The organism is Psychrobacter sp. AOP7-C1-14, assembly GCF_052376135.1.
Classification (GTDB): Bacteria; Pseudomonadota; Gammaproteobacteria; order Pseudomonadales; family Moraxellaceae; genus Psychrobacter.
This window is the reverse complement of the sequence record NZ_JBQSVH010000004.1, coordinates 1-21032: the sequence shown is the minus strand read 5'-3', so window position 1 is coordinate 21032 and position 21032 is coordinate 1. Positions and strand designations below refer to the sequence as shown.

Below are 21032 nucleotides of genomic sequence, written 5' to 3'. Positions count from 1 at the left end.
ACCCATTCTTTGTTTACTAAATCCCTAAATCGATATAGTGTCTTGCCTTAGCTATTACTGTAAATATCAATCGGTACTTTAAAGGGTTTATTCGGCAACTCCCTAACCAGCTTAGGGACAAGATAACCTGGCAATGATGCTAGTAATGCCCAATACAGCTCAATCTCTGCTTGCTCATTACTATCGAAATGCGCCGCGCCAGCCACTTTATCTAGTACATGCAAATAGTATGGTAGCACGCCAGAAGTAAACAACCGCTGACTAAGATCCACTTGCGTATCCAGAGTATCGTTGACACCTTTTAGCAACACAGCTTGGTTTAATAGAGTAATCCCAGCCGCTTGAGTACGTTGCAAATGTTCAGCGGTCAGTGCATCGATCTCATTAGCATGATTACAATGAATAACCATAACGATATGACAGCGACTCTGAGACATCCTTTCTAGCAACGCAGCGTCTAAACGTGCAGGTATCACCAATGGCAAACGCGTATGCAGCCGAATAGTAGTAATTTGCGGAAGAGATTCCAAAGTATCGAGCCACGTAAATAAACGCCGGTTAGTCACATTTAAGGGATCACCACCGCTTAATATCACCTCATTGACCTCAGGATGTGCACCAATATAATTAATAATATTTTCTTTTGCATCAGCAGTAGGCATATTGGCACTATAGTCAAAATGCTGGCGAAAACAATAACGGCAGTGAATAGCGCATGCACCGGTAATGGTTAACAACACTCTCGATTGATATTTATGAAGCAAGCCTTTCACGGGGTTCTGTGTATTTTCGCTGAGTGGATCTGCCACATAGCCTGTGATGTCGATTTGCTCTTGTTGATCTGGTAACACTTGTTTAAGCAGAGGGTCATTTCGGTCGCCAACAACCATTTTTGCTACAAAGCCACGCGGTACACGCAGTTCAAAGTGTTTAGGCACGTAAACTTCTGCTTGCATTGATTCAAGCTGTAAGATGCTTAATAGCTCATCAACAGACGTAATAGCTTCCGATAATTGCGTTTGCCAGTTTTTTTGTGTGATTAAATGGTTTATCATGACAGCCTACTACCTGTGCCCAAAATCCGATATTATACGCCCTTAGTGTCTAGCCTATCAAAGTATCCTCGTTAATCCGTAAATACTTGGCATAACAGAAAATTTTGGTACAGTCAGCCCTATGTCTTACTATTATATTTACAACCCCTAGGAGTTTTTTGTGGCAAATTTTTCTACTAATGAATTTAAAGCTGGTCTAAAAGTGATGCTTGATGGCAACCCTTGTGCCATTCTTGAAAACGAGTTTGTCAAACCAGGTAAAGGCCAAGCCTTTAACCGCGTCAAACTGCGCAATCTTCGTAGTGGTAAAGTATTGGAACAAACTTTCAAGTCAGGTGACAGCCTAGAAGCCGCTGACGTGCTAGATACTGAAATGAACTATCTATACAACGATGGCGAGTTTTGGCATTTTATGCATCCTGAAAGTTTTGAGCAGATTCAAGCTGACAAGACAGCATTAGGTGATTCCGTACAGTGGCTAAAAGAAAACAGCAATGCTCTATGTACCATCACTCTATTCAATGGTAGCCCATTGTCAGTAACGCCGCCTAATTTTGTTGAGTTGCAAATCACAGAAACAGATCCTGGCGTACGCGGCGATACTTCAGGCGGTGGTGGCAAACCTGCTAAATTGGAGACAGGTGCGGTCGTACGTGTACCACTATTTGTACAACAAGGTGAAGTGGTGCGTGTCGATACACGTACTGGTGATTACCAAACTCGCGTAAACTAATATCACTCCAAACATGACTGATAGTTGATATTTACAAATGCATCTATCATTAATAAAAAAGCTTAACCGCTGATATAGTGGTTAAGCTTTTTTTACATTCATCAATCATGGTTACATCAAGATGCTAGTTACTGTTACTGTTGCTGTTACTGTTACTGTTGCTGTTGCTGTTGCTGTTGCTGACAATAATATTAGTAAGTAAGTCACTCTTCTTCCAGTGATTGCTTCTGTATTAGCCAATATTGTACCAAGGCATTTAATTGTTCTTGCTTAAAAGGTTTGGTGCAATAGTCCTGCATACCGACTTTTAGATATTTCTCACGCTCACCATCCATTGCATTAGCAGTCAGAGCAATGATGGGCGGCAATAGTTGAGGGTCATATAATTCATGCAGTTTAATGGTTGCCTGTACACCATCTAAAATCGGCATATGGTGATCCATTAATATCACGTCATAGCGTTCAGGAAATAAAGCAAAGGCCTCAATTGCTTGCTGACCATCAGTGACATGAGTGACCATATGGCCACTATTGGTTAATGCTTTTTGGGCAATAATTGCATTGACGGTATCGTCCTCAACCAACAATATATGCCCAGATCGTTCATGGGTAGGCTCAATCATGGTCGTATCGTTAGCATCTTGCCATGTCTCATACTTATCTTCATCTATAGTGGTTAACGGCAATAAGACACTGAATGTGGTGCCAACGCCTACTTCACTATTTACATGAATCTGACCACCCATCAAATCGACCAAAGACTTACAAACCGACAGTCCAAGTCCAGTACCACCATAAATACGATGGGTAAATTTATTTGCTTGGTCATAAGCATCAAATATCGCCTCTAACGATTCTGACTTGATACCAACACCCGTATCTTTAACCTCTATACAAAGCGTCATATTGTGACCAGCTTCATCATCTATCGCTACATTTACTTTGTTTTTTTGACCCGCATTAGCAACATTTTCGTCGCTACTATTTGGACAATAGCAGTTATTCATATGTTTGACATCGATACTGACTCGACCACCTTCACGAGTAAATTTAATCGCATTATTGACCAGATTTGCAATGATTTGTTTTAAACGTACAGGATCACCTTTAACGTAGGGAGACAGTTTTTCAGTATAATTATAATCTAGGGCTACGCCTCTTTGGCGTGCCTTAATTGCAAATAAACTGATAACCTCATTGCACAAACTAGATAAATTCAATGGAATAGAATCAATCGTCATTTTTCCAGACTCGACTTTCGATAAGTCCAAAATACCATTAATAATGACCATCAAATGCTCGTTAGAAACCTTGATATTATCAACGTACTCTCGTTGTTCTTCACTAAGTTCGGTTTCGCCTAGCATTTCTACCATACCGATAATACCATTCATCGGTGTGCGGATCTCATGGCTCATATTGGCTAAAAAGCTCGATTTCATTTCGTTAGCATGCTTAGCGTCACGTTGCTTATCTTGTAGCTGCAAGGCATCAGCCGCCATTTTTGCAAATTCCGCCAAAATCGCTGATTGTTGCTCATTAAAACTATGGTTAGGCTTTGTATCCATCAGACATAAAGTACCTAGACGATAACTTTTATTATCCTCATACAAAATGATAGGCGCACCAACATAGAATCGTAAATACGGAAAGTCTGTGACCATAGGGTTTTGGCTAAAACGATCGTCGTTCCATGTATCTGGCACTACAAAAATATCATCTGACAAGATTGTATAATTACAAAATGCAATATCACGCGGTGTCTTACTGACACTCTCAGGTTCACTATCAAATTTACAGGCTGGCTTTAAGTATTGCGTTTCCTCATCCATAAAAGTGATCGTAACTACGGGTACATCAAAGAACAATTTTGCAAGTTCAACTAGCCGATCAAATGCGGGTTCATCATTTTCATTCAGTACTTGATATTTTTTTAGCTTGTTGATGCGCTCTAATTCATCTACCGCTACAGGGTAGCTCTGCTTTGGTAAGTTAGATATAGACAAGGTAAACTCCATTAAATAACAGCAGGCGTATTAATTACGATTCGTCTGCTTTATTAATAATTGTAATGCTTCACTCACCATAATCATCGCTACCACTGATGTAACGACCACTGCTGAGCCATAACCACCGCACTGCAAACCACCTGCCTGACAGCTCTTATCTACAATTGGCGGTTCTGTCGAATAGACGCATTTGATACCAAACTTTTCTTTCAAAGCACTATTAATGCCCTTCTCATGGCGTAGTTTATTGCGTAACTTAGCAAGTAGCGGATCTTGGTAACAATCACGCAAATCACTCACTCTAATCTGACTTGGGTCTATCTTACCACCTGCGCCACCTGCGCAGACCAACTTTAGTTTATTGAAACGACAATGTAAGGCAATTGCTAGTTTAGCACTCATGTCATCTACACAGTCTAAAATCACAATCGGTTTACCATCAGCAATTGCAGATTTGGCTACATCACGACTTGGCAGTAATGTTGAAACATTCTCTGCCGTTAAAAAGTCATCAACTAAGTTCAATTTCACTGCAGGATTGATCTCTTTGATACGGGTTGCCATTGCTTCAATTTTGCTTTGACCAAATGTGCTGTCCAATGCGGGTAGTTGGCGATTGACATTAGAAGCAACTAACACATCCAAATCAATCAGTGTAATCGTTCCCACTGCTGTCCGAGCCAGTGCCTCGGCTGCCCAAGAGCCAACCCCTCCCACACCAATAATGTAGACGTGAGCTGCCGAAAAATTATCAACCGCTGATGTGCCATAGAGTGTCCGTGTTCCTTGGAAACGACGATCGTATTGCTCATCTTGTTGGTGCGATCCGTCTCGTGCAATGCTGTCTTCAACGGATTCTAACTGTTCACATTGTTGGGTATCACTCATAACAGATCAAATTCTCTTTTTGAATATCTTGGTTGCTATTTCTTCGGCTCATACTTTCTTGCTTCTAATTGCAGTTGTGCTTTTACCACACAAAATATGATTATACTGGATAAGCCCAGTTTACTTTCAGAGCATTACGGCTATTTTGCCATAATTGCTTAGCAAGTTTATCATGTGGTATCTCTAATAGCTTACTCAAGCTTGCTAATACCCAAGGCAAGTTGGCTGGTACATTTCTATTATGTGCATGGGTATCATCCGATGTCTGACACATAATAGGTGTCATATCTGGACAGTCCGTCTCAATCACCAAGCATTCGATGCCATGACTATTGACTGCTACTTGAATAGCACGGCGTAGTTTTTTAGCATTCGGATTGGTAATTTGACCAGTAACACCAAGCTTAAACCCTAACTTTACGAAAGCCTTGGCTTCTTGTTCACCACCGCTGAAACTGTGAGCGATGCCACCCAGTTTATGTGCGTCATATTCATGCGCTTTCAAGATCGCAAGTGCTTCAGCATGCGCTTTACGAGTGTGTAGCATTACTGGCAGACCACTATCCACTGCCATATCCAATTGTGCCTTAAAAAACCTCTCCTGTTTGGCAAATACATCAGGCTGTTTCATTGTATCAGTAAAAGTATCTAATCCAATTTCACCGATGGCTAGCGGACGACGCTCAACTACCATCTGCTCAAGTTGTTTTAAATGTTCTTCAGTATGCTGTTCAATATAGAAAGGATGTAAGCCTAATGCGATATGCGTTTTAATACATTGTTGATCTTGGTTATTTGCCTCTATCGCAGACGATTGCGATATTTTATTAATAAAATCTTGAGTACCATACATTCGATCAAAATACTGATGTAAATAACCTACTAGCACTAAGTGGCGGATACCTTGACGATAGGCTTGCTCTACCTGCTGTCTTCGGTCCTTATCAAATACTGTAGCATCAAAGTGCGTATGCGTATCAATTAGAGGATAAGCATTTTTTAAAATTTCTCTAACGACTTTTTTTTCAGCAATCGTTGCTGATTCGTTACCACACATTGATAGACTCCAAAAATATCTCTTGAAAACATAGAGCTAAGTAATAAATGCTAAATAACTGTTCCAATACTAAACATGGTTATATGAAAATATTGCCATTACTCTATTATTAAGCTTTTATTTTTTGATTACTAGCTTTTACTAACTAAGCTCATCCCTACAATCAGCTTCAACGCTATTGCTCTTAGAAACAGCATCATAGTTATCAGCTATTTTCGTATTAGCCTTTCGACTACTACGTCTAGGGATAAGTAGTAGCGCAGTAGCAGCTACACTCAATACAAGCCATTTTTTTGTGTTTTTATTATCTGTCATTTTAGCGTCTGATGTACGGTAGTGAAAAACATAATGCGTAACTTATTATATTAGTAACTAATATACTTAAATATAAGAGTGGTTATGTTTATCTGTGTTATGAGTACGCAAGCTAATGTACGATGTAATTATCTTCTATCACATCGTACATTAGCTAATCGCGTTGAATCATATTAACCGTTATATATATGGCTATAGTTTCAACGATTGAGAGGATAAGTTGTGATACCGCTATTAGGGCTATCTACTCTCGTAAAACCTTGCGTAGTAGATTTTGGCGCTTGATCGCGTTTAGGGACTAGGGGGTTAAGCGGCATTAGCTCGTAATCTGCACTGACATCTCCATTCCAACCTTCAGTGCCGCTCAATGGCAATTGCTTGATCGTACCGTTTTTATCAATGACCAGCTGCAATACTCGCATCTGATTGAATTTGCGTTCAGTCACACTCGCTACTGCGCCGCCATCACGTAAGATAGTCGGTTGTAAGAATATGATCAAATTGCTCTTTTGGGTGCTATCGTTGTCAGAACGAAAGAGTCTACCGATAACTGGAACACTACCCAACCCAGGAACTTTTTGTTGGCGTGTAGTCGTGTTATCACGCATCAGTCCACCTAGAGCTATTGTCTGCTGATCATCCGCTAGAATGGTCGTATTAATAAGGCTTTTATTGGTAATCAATCCACTAGAGTTACCCGTACTGCCTGGTACGACTGACGAGACTTCTTGTGATACCTCTAAACGTACTGTACCATTGTCACCAATATGAGGGATGACATTCAGATTAATACCAATATCTTGACGATCAATGGTCTGGAATGGGTTGTTTGAATTGTTACCACTGGTGGTAAAAGAACCTGTAACAAAGGGTACGTTTTGACCAACCAAAATACTGGCTTTTTCGTTATCCAATGTCAAAATTGATGGCATGGACAGTAGATTAGCACTGGTAGATGTGTCAAGCGCCTGTAAGATAGCACCATAAAACTCTGTATTACCCTGACTGTCTTTGCGACTGTCTCCAATACCTATCAATGCACCTGCAATAGAGCTAGCAGCAGCACTAATACCTGCCGTACTCGACCCTGCTAGCGCAGCAGCTGCAAGTGTCGTCGCGCTCGCCCCTACGTTATTAAAGTTAACAACACCATATCCACTATTGGCATTACCTAGCGCCCATTGAACGCCAAGCTGAGTTGCATCATCACCTGACACTTCAACAATAGCGGCTTGAATCAATACTTGTGCGCGGCGACTATCTAACTGGTTGACCGCATCTTCAATCTCAAACATCAGCTCAGGCGATGCATTAACGATAACGGCGTTTTGAGTCTCGTCAGCGATAATACTGAACGGACGACCGTCTTTCCCTGTACTTGTTCCATTTGTGCCGCTAGTCGATACGGAGGCCGCACTACTACTACCGATGCTATTGCTGGCTGTATTATTAATTGTGGCGCCTACGCTACTTGCATCATCTAGCGAAGCTGACTCTAGTGTCGAGGTTGCGCCTGCACTATTGATAGATTGATTAGCGAGTAAACCGCGTAACATATCAGCGATGTGGCCGGCACTAGCATACTTTAAGCGAAAGACACGTAGACCACTTAAACGTCTGGTAGGTGTGGTATCTAATTGACTGACCATTTCTTGGACTTTCGCAATCATTTCAGGACTGCCTTTGACCAACAGCCTATCACTCGACGTATCAGCAATAACTTTTAGCTGATTGTTACCACCTTGCGCTTGTCCATTACCCGCACTTGCGACTAAAGCGCTAATTAACTCCATCATGCGTTCCGCATCGACGTGGCGTAGCGGTATCACTTGCAAACTGTCATTTATATTACTGTCTAAATCACGGATAAGTGCTGTCAACTGATTAAGGCTATCTGCTCGATCGGACAACACCAGCGCATTAACACCAGGTACAGCGGCTGCGTGAGCCGATTGCGGCATCAATGGACGAATAACCCCTAACACTTCTGCAGCTTGGGTATTGGTCAAATAAATAACCCGAGTGGCGAGCGACTCACCCACACTATCACCGCGTAAATCAACAGCCACACCCGATTGTTTAGCAATATTATCTGGTACCAGTTTTGTCGTCGTTCCCGATTCAATCGCAGCAATACCATTCACTTGCATCACGCTCAAAAATAACTGATAAATCTCATCGCGAGATAATGCTTTGTTGGAGATGACGGTGACATTGCCATTGATACGTGGGTCAAGAACAAAGTTTTGTTCCGTAATAGTTGCAACTTCATTGATAAAGGCTTTTATATCAGCGTCTTGTAGATTGACTTTCCAGCTCTCAGCATTGGCAAGACCAACACCAGCAGCCCATAATGGTACTGCTAGACAAAGTGGGCGACACAAGCGCATCAGACGCTGTAGGCTACGGTGTAAAGGCTTAACTGAAAAATTATAAAAACTTACCATATTGATGATTACCTACAGTGATATTGCTTACTATGTGCTGAGTTTTTAAGGAGTAATTTTGCTAAAAATCCATCTTGCTAAAACTGCTGGCGAATCGTAATAACTTGCTCACCACGTTGAACCTCTATCTGTGCTTCACCTGATTGTTGTACTTGCTGAAGTACACCAGCATCTTGCGCAGGGTTGTTACCTACGCTCTGTCCATTAACGGTTAATACCTTATCACCTGGCTCTAACCCTAAACGATTACGTAGTCCAGCAGGCATCGCCGCTGTTACTTGGTAGCTCTCACCTGATGCCATTACCCCCATCCTACTTAGATAACTGGCAGGGTTTTCCTGCAAAGCTGTAACCGCTTCTTCGATAACTGATTGTGGGTTACTTGGAGTACTTGAGCCATTTGTTCCTTCTGCCTCCGGAACAGCGTTTGGTACTGGCTGGGGCGCTGTAGGCAGCATACTATTATTTGGCAAACGTTGATTACTGATGCCACTCGCCAACATATCACTTTGGTCTAATGGCATCGCTTCTGGCATATTAATGACGGTCTCTTTATCGTTGGCATCAGCGATGATAGCTGAGTTCCAGTCAACAGCCACAAGTGTATAATTACTTTCTCTTAGCTCATCACCAACTCGGTAATTTTTGACTTCGCCATTGACATTCAATAACGCCGAAGACATGCTCCTAGGTATGGCTAGCAATACGCCTTTTAGTTCAATATTGGCAGGTGGTTGCACGGCTGCGGTGATCGGATCAGGATCAGCAAAGATTGCGAATAAGCCGCTATAGTCATTGGTAGATTTGGCATTATTCTGTAGAGGTGCCAAAGGCAATGTAGGTGCTAAAGGTGCAGCGAGTAATAGCCATAAAAGACGGGCGGCTGTCCAACATAGCCAAGCAATGGCTAACAATAATAGCCAACCTGAAAAACGATTAAGAGTATTAACAATAGGTTTTAGGCTTGCGGCGATATTAATCATTTAATTCGCTCCCAAACCAGATAACAATGGCTGGCGCACACTAACCACCGGTGTATCCTGAGGCGCTTGCCCTTTATACTCAGGCATATTCTCTAGCAAGCGCTGCGTCAAACTGACATCAAGCATATTATCGCTATCGATATACAGATCCCCTAAACGCTTATCTTGATTATTCAGTAAGTTAATATGCAGCAAATCTTGATTGTTTTTTTGCTCTGTACTAAGTTCAGCTCTTAGGGTAGGCATCTTAATATAAAAAACTTTATCACCGCTAGGATAGCCTACCTCGCCACCGATCCAAGTCAACTGACCATCTGCGGCACTGAATCCGCTAGAATCTTTAGCAGGCTCACTATTAGATGAGTTACTTGTATCAGAATGACGTGTTAGTGATACATTGTTTACTTGAATAGGTGTGTTTGGCAGCTGCCAGTTGACCATGCTCGCTAGCGTCTCAGGTGCAATTTTTCCACTCATGTTGTCCACTTGCCATGAGTTTAACCCAAGCTTAACTTGACCATTCAGGCGTGTCTGTGATGAGTGGATATTGACATCCGCACCTAGCTTACCTGTAAATAGCAGCCAAGGCTGCCATGACCATTCTGCCATACCTGTGAGCGACGACGATGACATAGGCAATTGCCAAATAGCTGCACCTTGCCATACATTGCCAAATACATGCTGCACATAAGGCGTATCTGGTGCGTATTTCTCAAGTAACCATGCTGCTGGCATTTGCAAAACAGCAAATAACGCAAACAGCACAAACCCAATCAGCCACCAAAGCTTACGGGGACGTTTATGAGAAAACTCAGATACTTGGGCCACAGTTGTACAACTCTTATATAAGACAAAAACGTCATTATCATAACAAACAATGGCATACAGATGACAGAAAAAAAGCCAGTATCTTTTTGCCAAAATACTGGCATTAAAGATACTGACTTTTATTTTCAGAACAACAGCTCTATCTATCGCTAAATAGTTGTAAATACACCATTATCAATCGCGACTTCGAACTGGCTCACAGGGAATACTTCTATAAGAAAATAACTAATTAAATAGCAAAATCTTCGATATCGCGACCTGCTGCTAGCGCTTCAACCAACCACGTTGGTTTACGACCACGGCCAGTCCAAGTTTCACTATGGTCGCTAGTATTACGGTATTTAATACTGCGTTTTTTCTCTAATTTTTCGCCAGCTTTCAGTATTTCTTCGATCGTTGCATTGCTATCTTCAGCAATCTGCTCGAACTGCATGTAAGCATCATATAAACGTTGATGTTGTTTTTTAGCAATAAGTTGTTGAGCGTTTTCAGTTATAGCACGTAACTCCTCTACGTTCAAATTTTCTAAATCAATTGCGTTATTTTTGCTCATAATAAATCCAACTATAAAGTAAGAGTGTGACCTCTATTGAGGTACTATTTTTCGTTAAAATATGCCACGAACAAATCATTCATTGGCAGTTAAACCTTTGTATAAAATATAACTAAATCATATGTACTCTCTAAGCACACCTTGTATGACCATCTATAAATAAAAACAAGATACTTATTGTATCTACTTTAAATAACTTAGTTTAAGGTAAATCTAAACACATAAGTCATCATTATTTATATAACAAGCACAAAAGTGTTTTTAGCAAGAAAACAAAATTTTAGTATCTTTACTATTATAAGAATTTTATAATAGTATTTCGACAAAAATCTATTATTAAAGTAATAGCAATTCTATCGAAATTATACCTAATAAAGATTAGGTGTAAAGCCTAAACACTACAGTTGGTAAATTTCTGTACTACCCTCTCGACAACTATTAGTCTTAAAGGTAGTACTACAGTGCCTCTGTCACTTACTATGCCAATATTAGAGTGCTTTTTAAAGAAGTCTACTACTTCATATAAATGTATTTTATCTAAACAGCTTTCGATTTATTAACTAATCATAAGTAGAAGTAAAACTTTAATCATTATTATCGAGAGTTATTTTATTTATAGATAATCAATATATATTAACTATGCGTCATATAAAAATAGTATAGCAATTTTTAAAACTAAATATCACTAATCATCATTATTTTTTGGTATAAACGGTCTATATAGGATATAGAAGGTATCAATCATACTAACTAATCCATAAATTAATAGTATTCGATCATTATTAAATAAACTTAAGTTTAATAACAATCGAATACTAAGAGAAAACTAAACACGTTAAAAATGTCTTTAATAAAATTTTAGTTCAACTATGTCAAAAGTATAACAACTAAACTATATTTTCAGATAGCAAGCATTAAAAAAGCCCTGCAATTGCAGAGCTTTTTCAACACTTCCTTTCTTATATGATTCAAAAAGGAATATCATCATCTACAGGGCCATCTGGCATTGCTTTAGGCTTAGATTGTGCAGGTTTTTGCGCTGGTGGATTGAACTGGTTTTGCGGTGCAGGCGCATTTTGATTATTGAAGCTATTCTGACCGCCATTTGCTTGATTGTAACCACCTTGCTGGGCTGGCTGATTGTTGCCTTGTTGACCAAAGTTATTCTGGCCGTTCTGATTGTTATAGCCCTGATTTGAGCTACCTTGATTACCACCATAGCCACCGTTCTGACCACCTTGGTTATTACCAAAGCCGCCATTGTCACCTTGTCCACCGCTGATACCATCAAGCATCTGCATTTGTTCGGCACGAATCTCAGTAATATAACGGTCTTGCCCACTTTGGTCTTGGTATTTACGTGTACGTAAACTACCTTCGATATAAACTTTACTGCCTTTGCGCAGGTATTGCGCTGCGATTTCACCTAGACGATTGAAAAGTGCAATACGATGCCACTCTGTCGCTTCTCTTTTTTCGCCGCTTTGCTTGTCTGTCCATTGCTCTGATGTTGCAACCGAAATGTTGGTTACGCTACCGCCATTGCTGAATTGGCGTGCCTCAGGATCTGCTCCGAGGTTACCGATGATGATAACTTTATTAACTCCGCGCATGATACTGTCCTTTCATTTGTGAATAATTTAACAAACTGTTTTAATCGTTATCTGATAGCATCAATTGGCACTATCACTTTTATAATTTTACTTTAACCAATTTTTATCAAAATAGCTACAGGCTACCTATGGCGCACGTCAGTATATGTCGCTTAGACAGTTTATCTTGGTATATCAGTCAATCCTATAGGGTTTAATAGATAAAAGTGCTGCTATTTTGCCATTTTAAGATACTCAATAAAACCATTTATCTTTATCGATATTGCATCGCACCTTATTTGTTACCAAGCGATTCAGAATTTTTTATTTAGTATCAGCAGGCTTGCGATGCATGCTCAACGTCACGCTACCTAGCTCTACACCAAACTTTTTCATCACTGAGCGATTAAGCATGACATCCTCATCGATAAGATACATCCAATCATCAAACGTCACTTTGTATATCTTGTCCTCAACAGGTAACTCTAATAAATAATTCCAGTGCAGCGTATTGCCAACCACTTGTCCTGTTGCCTCACCAATGACATCACCTGCCACACCTTTCCAACTGCCATCTGCCTGCTCAGTCAGACGCCATATACGCTGCGATTTGGTGCCATCTGCCCACGAGAATTTCTCATTTAGGACAATGACATCGTCACCTTCATGGGTCGAATCAATGTCGACATAAAAGCGCTTTTTGACTTCGCCATTTCGACCTTGGAACATGCCCCAGCCATCGATTTGACCCGAAAAAAACTCATGCATATCGAGTGTCGGTGTAGTGCTCTGATACGCCTGAATATTCTGCGTGGCACATCCAGAAGTTAATAGCATGGCTGATAAGCCCAGACCTACTGTCAACTTCGCTATTGAGCAATGCGCTTTCTTTCTACTCTCAATGACGCTACCAGACAACATCTTAAACTTACTCATATTAATTCCTTTTAAATAGAGATAAACAGTTAGTTTCCACTTATTGATATTGGTAGTTTATACGATTGATGTCTGTGCAGTTTTTGCTATTTGGCTTTATTTCTGTATCAAACTACAAGCCTGAAATTATTATATAGCGTATTAGATATCTAACGGGCTTTGTGCCAAGCTCGATAGCTGCTGACGTGAGTCATCCGTCAACTGTGTTTTGTCTAGCTTTAGATAAGCGACTTGCTCTTTTGCCATTACAACCAGCTCATCAACACCATCTACTGCTAACATTCTCCGTGACCAGTCTTGAATGTTGATGTCTTTGGGAATAGTGACCGTCGTGCTCGATAGATAAGGTGGCTGTGCAATTGGAATAATTAGGAGTAATGCTGCACCCATAATGATAGCCAATATGCCCCACGCCAATAAATTAGACTGACTTAATAACAGACCACCCATTGCCCCGCCGACAAACGCACCAAAGAACTGACTAGAGGAATTAAGACCCATCGCCGTCGCTTTATTGGCGACTGGTGCACGCTTAGATATCCACGAAGGAATCGTCGCCTCAAGCAAGTTAAAACCCATAAAGTACAGCAGCAAGCCCAATATGATACCAACACCAACCTGACTACCAAGCGCCAATAATGCTAAAGCAGCAGTCATCAAGGCAATCGCGCCCAAAAACACCTGACGCATTTTGCGTTTCTTTTCAGCGATGATGATAAATGGTATCGCAACTGCAAAGCCAATGAATAATAGCGGCAAATAAACCAGTCCTTGCTGACGTACTGATAAGCCAAGTACTTCGCTAAGCTGGTGCGGCAATATCACAAATATGGCAGTCATCGTTAGATGTAGCGCAAAGATACCAATATGTAAGCGGTTTAGATCGCCAATTTTGAGAACTGTCGCTAATTGCTGACCAATGGTTTTATTATCCAGATTGTGCTTGAGTACACGCATAGGCGTCGGTATGACCATTAATAGCAGCATCGCCAAAACAGCAAATCCTGACGTCAGCCAAAACAGTCCAGAAATACCGAGCGAACCGACTAATAATGGCCCAAAAGCAAAGGCAAGCATGATGGAGGTCGCAATGGTTAGGCCCATCGTGGCCATCGCTTTGGTACGCATCTCTTCACGAGTTACATCTGCCAATAGTGCCATGAGTACCGCAGAGACCGCGCCACTACCTGCCAGCGCCCGACCAATGATAACCTCATAAATGTCCGTCGCATTTGCCGCAATCATGCCGCCTACAGCAAACAGTATCAATCCCAAAAATATAATAGGCTTACGCGGGAACTTATCAGCAGCAAGGCTCATCGGTATCTGAAAGATCGCCTGCCCTAATCCATAAATACCAACGGCCAAACCAATTAAAAACGGCGTTGCGTGTGCATAATTTTCACCATAAACAGAAAATACCGGCACAATCATAAACAAGCCAATCATACGTAAGGCAAAGATGCCACCGACTCCGAGGATTGCTCGTTTCTCTACGCTATTCATACTTGCCTCACTGGTTGATCATTGCTGGTTGCTCATTGCCATCTTTCATGACTAACACTTGCGCTATACCATGATGCATCACTGCTGGTTTATTAAGGTATTAGCCTATAAATCAAGCCCCCTAGTATAAGACATTCGTCGTTTGGTTGCCGAGACTTTTGTCTTACTGATGCAGCAATGTATATGCTCTTAACCCAAGCCTTTCATATTATGAGATTATTTTGTTACCAAGTGCATCAGATGCATAGTCATGCCTTGAATAATGCTATCACTATGACAATAAAGTAAAACGTCGTAAGCATAATTAATACCTAGCTCGCCACATCTATATAGCGACGAACGCCTCTATAAAATGACATTTTTGGTCAAAACCATAACAAACGATGCCTGTTACTTAACACTAATTTGATTTAGATTTGCGTAGTCCTATAAAAAAGTCATAGACAAAGACTAATAGAAAACAAACAACTAGACTCGCACGGCTTTTACCTTATAAATAATTAAATCATCTATAACAACACGATTTATAACCGCCCCTTTTGTAACGACACTATAACTTTAGAATAACTCACGTTTTAACCAATTATTTTACTGACCTGTATTTACTTTTTGAATTGAGATATTTCCCAATCCCCTTTTAGCAAATAGGAAACCTGTAACCGATGGCACATGACCATATCGCAATACGCGGCGCACGTACTCATAATTTAAAAAACATTGATTTAGACATTCCACGAGATAAATTCGTGGTTATCACTGGCCTATCTGGCTCTGGTAAATCTTCACTGGCATTTGATACGTTATATGCCGAAGGACAACGTCGTTATGTCGAGAGTTTATCGGCATACGCTCGTCAGTTCCTCTCTCAAATGGAGAAGCCTGAAGTCGATAGTATTGAAGGCTTATCTCCTGCAATTGCTATCGAACAGAAATCAACCAACCATAACCCACGCTCGACTGTTGGTACAATTACCGAGATTTATGACTATCTTCGTCTGCTATATGCACGTATTGGTACACCATATTGCCCTGAGCACGGTGAGCCGATGGTCGCACAGTCGGTTACTGAGATGGTCGATCAGGTCATGGCATTGCCAGAAGATACTAAGCTGATGATATTAGCACCGGTAATTCGTGAGCGTAAAGGTGAGCATACCGTTTTACTTGAGCAGCTGATTGGGCAAGGTTTTGTCCGTGTGCGCGTTGATGGTGATGTCTATGATACCGATGAGCTACCGACACTGGATAAGAAGAAAAAACATACCATCGAGGTGGTAGTCGATCGCTTTAAAGTTCGTGATGACTTAGGTAACCGTGTCGCTGAAAGTTTGGAAACGGCTCTCCGCTTAGGTCAAGGACTGGTGACTCTACACTTTATGGATGGCAATCCGAAAGAAGGCGGCAGTGACAATCAAGTTATGTCAGCCAAGCACTCTTGCCCTGTTTGTGACCGTGCCGTGCCTGAGCTTGAACCACGTATGTTCAGTTTTAACAACCCATATGGCGCGTGCCCAAGCTGTGACGGTCTTGGCAAACGTCAGTACTTTGCTGCTGAAAAACTGATTACTCATCATGAGAAATCACTTAACCAAGGCGCGATTAATGGTTGGGACAAGCGTCATGCCTACTATTTTGGCCTACTTAGCACTGTCTGTAAGCACTTCAAAATCGATATGGATATGCCGTGGCAAGACTTGAGTAAAAAGCATCAAGACATCATTATGCATGGCTCTGGCAAAGAAAAGCTCACTTTCAACTTCACCGATGAACGCGGTCGCAAGACGAACAAGACTGTACCATTCGAAGGCGTGCTGCCTTACTTAGAGCGTCGTTATGCTAAGACGCAAAGTAACCTCGTCCGTGATGAGCTGGCCAAATACTTGGCAGATACGACTTGTAACGTCTGTGATGGCGCGCGCCTAAATGAAATCTCGCGCAATGTCCGTGTTGACGATCAGACTATTGCTGAAATCGTCAAACTGTCTATCGGTGATGCTGCGGACTATTATAAGACGCTAAAAATTAGCGGTCACAAAGGTGAAGTCGCCGAAAAGATCTTTAAAGAGATTAATGAGCGCTTGAATTTCCTCGTGAGCGTCGGACTAGATTACTTAACCCTTGCTCGCTCTGCTGAAACACTATCGGGCGGTGAAGCGCAGCGTATTCGTCTGGCTAGCCAAATCGGTGCAGGTTTAATGGGCGTGATGTATGTACTCGATGAGCCATCTATCGGTCTGCATCAACGTGACAATGACCGCCTGCTAAAAACCCTCACCCGCTTGCGTGACTTAGGTAATACGGTACTGGTCGTTGAGCATGATGAAGATGCCATTCGCCAAGCGGATCATGTCATTGATATCGGTATCGGCGCAGGCGTCCACGGGGGTCATGTGATCGCTCAAGGTACGGTCGACGACATCATGGCAAACAAGGAGTCGTTGACTGGACAATATATGTCTGGTGAAAAGAAAATCGAGATTCCAGCGATACGTCATACTGCAAAAACCATGGACGTGGAAGTCAAAGGCAAAGCCAAAGCTAAAAAAGCGCCAATGATGATTGAACTAAAGGGCGCATCAGGCAACAACTTGCATGATGTAGATCTGACCATCCCTGTAGGCGTCATGACCTGTGTAACTGGTGTATCAGGTTCGGGCAAGTCTACCTTGATTAACCGTACGCTTATGCCATTGGCAGCGACGCAACTAAATAACGCTTCTACCTTGCTCGCCGATAAGTTTGAAAGTATTAGTGGTCTTGAGCATTTGGATAAAATGGTCGATATTGATCAAAGCCCGATTGGTCGTACGCCGCGCTCAAACCCAGCGACTTATACTGGCGTGTTTACTCCAGTACGTGAGATGTTTGCTCAAACGCAGGAAGCGCGTGCCCGTGGTTATAAGCCTGGCCGCTTTAGCTTCAATGTAAAAGGCGGACGCTGTGAGATGTGCCAAGGTGATGGTCTCATCAAAGTTGAGATGCATTTCTTACCGGACATGTATGTGCCTTGTGATACCTGCGAGGGCAAGCGCTATAACCGTGAGACGTTAGAGATTCACTATAAAGGCAAGAGCATCGCCGAAGTGTTAGAGATGACTGTGGAAGATGCGACTGAATTCTTCTCAGCGATACCTGCGATCTATCGCCGCCTGCAAGCGTTGATGGATGTTGGTCTTGGCTATATCCGTTTGGGTCAGTCAGCACCCACGCTATCTGGCGGTGAAGCGCAGCGAGTCAAACTGGCGCGTGAGCTTGCTAAGCGCGATACGGGACAGACGCTCTATATCTTGGATGAGCCAACCACGGGCTTGCATTTCCATGATATCTACAAACTGCTACACATCCTGCATACCCTACGCGATAAGGGCAATACTATCGTGGTCATCGAACATAACTTGGATGTCATTAAAACAGCAGATTGGGTTATCGATCTGGGCCCTGAAGGTGGTAAAGGTGGCGGACTGATCATCGCTGAAGGCACGCCTGAAGAAGTCGCTGAAGTCAAAGGCTCATATACGGGTGAATTCTTAAAGCCCATGCTTGAGGAAGGACTCAAAGACGTCAGCTAATACAAACCGATTAATCGTTGATGAAAGGCCACTCTTTATAGGGTGGCCTTTTTTGTTGAGTGCTGAGAATATCAAAGCTTGTATAACTTACAAATTATAGGCCCTAGTCAATATATCTATATTCCGTTTCAACTACCTCTACTGCCCTACGTTACCTTTCTTAATGCTTGTTAAAGTTACTTAAAGGTTGAATATATTAGTATTTAAACAGCTCCACACTATGCTCAAATGTATACGTTATAGAAATAACTGATTAAGAACGATATAACACGCACGAATTGACGTTACTCACTCTTGTATGACCACTAAAACGTTTAAGGACTTTCCATGAAAAAATTATTATTTATTTTGTTAGCATCTACTGTTGGTGTTGCGGCCTGCGCTTCAAACGGCACAAGTGATCATAATCATAAAAGACCTGCGATGTCAGCAGACATGAAACAAGCCATGAATGACTGTGCTAAAAAAGCGGGCGTAAAAATGAATAAGGACGGTCGTCCAAGTAAAAATGATATGAAGAAAATAGATTCATGCATGAGTGCGAAAGGGTTTGAGAAACCTGCAGGCCAAGGTCGTCACTAATAACTAATGATTTTTAGATAATCATTGATGAAAGGCCACTCTTTAGGGAGTGGCCTTTTTTGTTGGATTGGGGTTTTATTTTAGTGTTAATATCATTATCAATTTAAGAACATGTGTAAGGTAACCAGCGATGGCAAATGCATCAAATCTTGAGAAAAGACTTGTAGATTTGATCGATGAAGAAAGCTCATTCGCTACTGCATTGACTGGCGAATGGGGAATTGGTAAGACACAATTTTGGAAAGATTTCTATGAGAAAAATCATAAAAATTTGGGTCTCAATAAATATTCTTATGTCTCTTTATTCGGCATTGACTCAATAGATGCTTTAAAGTTCGAAATTGCCCTTAGCACCCATGAGACCACTCAAAAAAAAGACTACCTTTCTGGTCTTAAAGGTATCTTTAAAAAGAGCTTGGATGCTATAGACCTGCCAAAACTTGAAGGTGCAGGTGTCAGTTTGTCTCTTGGTAAGGGCTTAATTAGCAGTGCCATTACCAGTATTATCGGAGACACTTTGGTTTGCATTGACGATATTGAAAGGCTATCTAAAAACTTAGACATTAAAGATGTGATGGGATGAGTGAATCACCTAAGCTTAGAGAAAAACTGTAAAGTAGTAATGATATTACACGAAGGTAAGGCAGATGAAGAATTTAGAGAATATAAGGAAAAAGTGTTTGATGAAGTATTAGTTTTAGATGACTCATTATCAATTATTAAAGATAAGATTAGTGATGTCGATACATTTCCTATCTACGATAAATTCTATCAAACTATGGGTGTTAGAAATCTTAGGTTTTATCAGCGCGTTCAGAAGGCCTATCAAGAAATAATAAAACACTCATCATCTCTATCAAAGTTGAGCAAGGAAGAAATTCTAAGACAAATTCTTATTATTAAGCTTGTTAATGACATTCCCAAAGTTCTTGATATCAATATGAAAGAGTTAGAAACGTATTTTTCCGAAGATGGTCTCGATGACCGATCAGATATCTTTTTGAAAAGTGATGATGAAGCATTAAAAGCACCTGTTAGAACTAAGAAAGACGATGTAGAGGAAAAGCTTTCAAAATTCTGTTCTAACTTTCGTATGGAAGGGTGGACTGAAGTTGTTATCGAACTGATTACAAATATTGATATAAACAATGATAAGTTTGAGAGTCTACTAGACCAAGACATAATCACTGAACAAGCTTTAAAAAGTGATAGGGAAAAACGAGATTTGATGGCTGAATATCATAGCTTAAGCCCTGAAAAAGACTTCAACCAAAGACTTTTTGATAATATTAAACATAGAATAGATAGAGAAATGCTACCCAATTTAAGCTCCTACTGCAATATATTAAAGAAAAATGGAGCTTCTAATCTATCTAATCAACTTGAGGAGTCAGTAAAAGAACACATTGAAGCAAGAGTTGCAGAAGGTTCAGAGCAAGATTTGATACAAAGCTACTATTTTAACCATTCAAATAGAGATAATTTTTTTATAATTTTCTCCAAAAAAAGATCAAAGAGCATAAGAGAAATCTTACTCTAAATAATGACTCTGATACTATGTCTAAAATCTTTATGCGATTTTATGAGCATGGTAACCACAGTGAGGATTTTTTTGATGCTATACAAAATATTAGCAAAGTAATTTTTAGTCATGTTATTTGGCAGCCAATCACTAACGGGTCAAGTAGAATGCTATATATTCGAGAAGTACTAAAACACCCTGCCTTTAAAGTTGATATTGTTAAGTTTAATAACGGAGACAGAGTTGATACAGCAATTTGGCATTATAAAAAACTTGTAGATACTCAAAAGCCATCTCCTTCTATCCATCAACCAGTTATTATCCAAAGTAAGTTAAATGAGGTTAAGCAATGGACTCTTGAGTTACTTCAAGGAAGAATTACAGAAAATCCAAATAGTAAAGCTGCTATCGAACATCTTTTAGAACTTACGAATAATCTAGAGAATATTTGACAACA

The 21032-nt window shown here is 40.8% G+C and carries 17 protein-coding genes; 6 read left to right on the top strand and 11 right to left on the bottom strand.

What is annotated here, in order from left to right; all coding sequences use genetic code 11:
• Window positions 1–47 precede the first annotated feature (47 nt).
• The gene (gene epmB / locus ACT3QN_RS04675; protein WP_444522408.1) at window positions 48–1055 is read right to left on the bottom strand and encodes an EF-P beta-lysylation protein EpmB; all 1008 of its coding nucleotides are present in this window, start codon (window positions 1053–1055) and stop codon (window positions 48–50) included.
• Between the two features lie 160 nt (window positions 1056–1215).
• Between epmB and efp the strand changes: the two genes are divergently transcribed.
• Window positions 1216–1788, top strand: a complete 573-nt coding sequence (gene efp, locus ACT3QN_RS04670) for an elongation factor P (RefSeq protein WP_444520116.1) — start codon at window positions 1216–1218, stop codon at window positions 1786–1788.
• A 203-nt stretch (window positions 1789–1991) separates the two neighbouring features.
• Here the strand turns inward: efp and ACT3QN_RS04665 are convergent, their stop codons facing one another.
• The 10 genes from ACT3QN_RS04665 to ACT3QN_RS04620 form a co-directional block, all read right to left on the bottom strand.
• Complete coding sequence (locus ACT3QN_RS04665) at window positions 1992–3794, bottom strand: ATP-binding protein (protein WP_444522407.1); 1803 nt, start codon at window positions 3792–3794, stop codon at window positions 1992–1994.
• A gap of 30 nt (window positions 3795–3824) precedes the next feature.
• A complete protein-coding gene (locus tag ACT3QN_RS04660) occupies window positions 3825–4685 on the bottom strand; it encodes a tRNA threonylcarbamoyladenosine dehydratase (RefSeq protein ID WP_444522406.1) in 861 nt (286 codons plus the stop codon).
• A 100-nt stretch (window positions 4686–4785) separates the two neighbouring features.
• Window positions 4786–5742 carry a TatD family hydrolase gene (locus ACT3QN_RS04655; RefSeq protein ID WP_444529079.1) on the bottom strand — a complete coding sequence of 319 codons (957 nt, stop codon included), beginning with the start codon at window positions 5740–5742 and terminating at the stop codon, window positions 4786–4788.
• Between the two features lie 515 nt (window positions 5743–6257).
• On the bottom strand, window positions 6258–8504 hold the full coding sequence (gene gspD / locus ACT3QN_RS04650; RefSeq protein WP_444522404.1) for a type II secretion system secretin GspD: 2247 nt from the start codon (window positions 8502–8504) through the stop codon (window positions 6258–6260).
• A 77-nt stretch (window positions 8505–8581) separates the two neighbouring features.
• Window positions 8582–9487 (bottom strand): type II secretion system protein N, encoded by a 906-nt coding sequence (locus ACT3QN_RS04645; RefSeq protein WP_444522403.1) that lies wholly within the window; start codon window positions 9485–9487, stop codon window positions 8582–8584.
• Complete coding sequence (gspN, locus tag ACT3QN_RS04640) at window positions 9488–10315, bottom strand: type II secretion system protein N (RefSeq protein WP_444522402.1); 828 nt, start codon at window positions 10313–10315, stop codon at window positions 9488–9490.
• Window positions 10316–10544: 229 nt separating this feature from the next.
• The gene (locus ACT3QN_RS04635) at window positions 10545–10868 is read right to left on the bottom strand and encodes an H-NS histone family protein (protein ID WP_444522401.1); all 324 of its coding nucleotides are present in this window, start codon (window positions 10866–10868) and stop codon (window positions 10545–10547) included.
• 968 nt (window positions 10869–11836) lie between these two features.
• Window positions 11837–12481, bottom strand: a complete 645-nt coding sequence (gene ssb / locus ACT3QN_RS04630; protein WP_444522400.1) for a single-stranded DNA-binding protein — start codon at window positions 12479–12481, stop codon at window positions 11837–11839.
• A 303-nt stretch (window positions 12482–12784) separates the two neighbouring features.
• Window positions 12785–13396 carry a DUF3833 domain-containing protein gene (locus ACT3QN_RS04625; protein WP_444522399.1) on the bottom strand — a complete coding sequence of 204 codons (612 nt, stop codon included), beginning with the start codon at window positions 13394–13396 and terminating at the stop codon, window positions 12785–12787.
• A 141-nt stretch (window positions 13397–13537) separates the two neighbouring features.
• The gene (locus ACT3QN_RS04620) at window positions 13538–14902 is read right to left on the bottom strand and encodes an MFS transporter (protein ID WP_444522398.1); all 1365 of its coding nucleotides are present in this window, start codon (window positions 14900–14902) and stop codon (window positions 13538–13540) included.
• Window positions 14903–15564: 662 nt separating this feature from the next.
• On the opposite strand from ACT3QN_RS04620, the gene uvrA reads away from it, so the two are divergent.
• The 5 genes from uvrA (at window position 15565) to ACT3QN_RS04595 (ending at window position 21027) form a co-directional block, all read left to right on the top strand.
• Complete coding sequence (uvrA, locus tag ACT3QN_RS04615) at window positions 15565–18471, top strand: excinuclease ABC subunit UvrA (RefSeq protein WP_444522397.1); 2907 nt, start codon at window positions 15565–15567, stop codon at window positions 18469–18471.
• A 327-nt stretch (window positions 18472–18798) separates the two neighbouring features.
• A complete protein-coding gene (locus ACT3QN_RS04610) occupies window positions 18799–19053 on the top strand; it encodes a hypothetical protein (protein WP_444522396.1) in 255 nt (84 codons plus the stop codon).
• Window positions 19054–19183: 130 nt separating this feature from the next.
• Complete coding sequence (locus tag ACT3QN_RS04605; protein WP_444522395.1) at window positions 19184–19636, top strand: P-loop NTPase fold protein; 453 nt, start codon at window positions 19184–19186, stop codon at window positions 19634–19636.
• A gap of 39 nt (window positions 19637–19675) precedes the next feature.
• Window positions 19676–20593 carry a hypothetical protein gene (locus tag ACT3QN_RS04600; protein WP_444522394.1) on the top strand — a complete coding sequence of 306 codons (918 nt, stop codon included), beginning with the start codon at window positions 19676–19678 and terminating at the stop codon, window positions 20591–20593.
• A 17-nt stretch (window positions 20594–20610) separates the two neighbouring features.
• The gene (locus ACT3QN_RS04595) at window positions 20611–21027 is read left to right on the top strand and encodes a hypothetical protein (protein WP_444529078.1); all 417 of its coding nucleotides are present in this window, start codon (window positions 20611–20613) and stop codon (window positions 21025–21027) included.
• Window positions 21028–21032 lie beyond the last annotated feature (5 nt).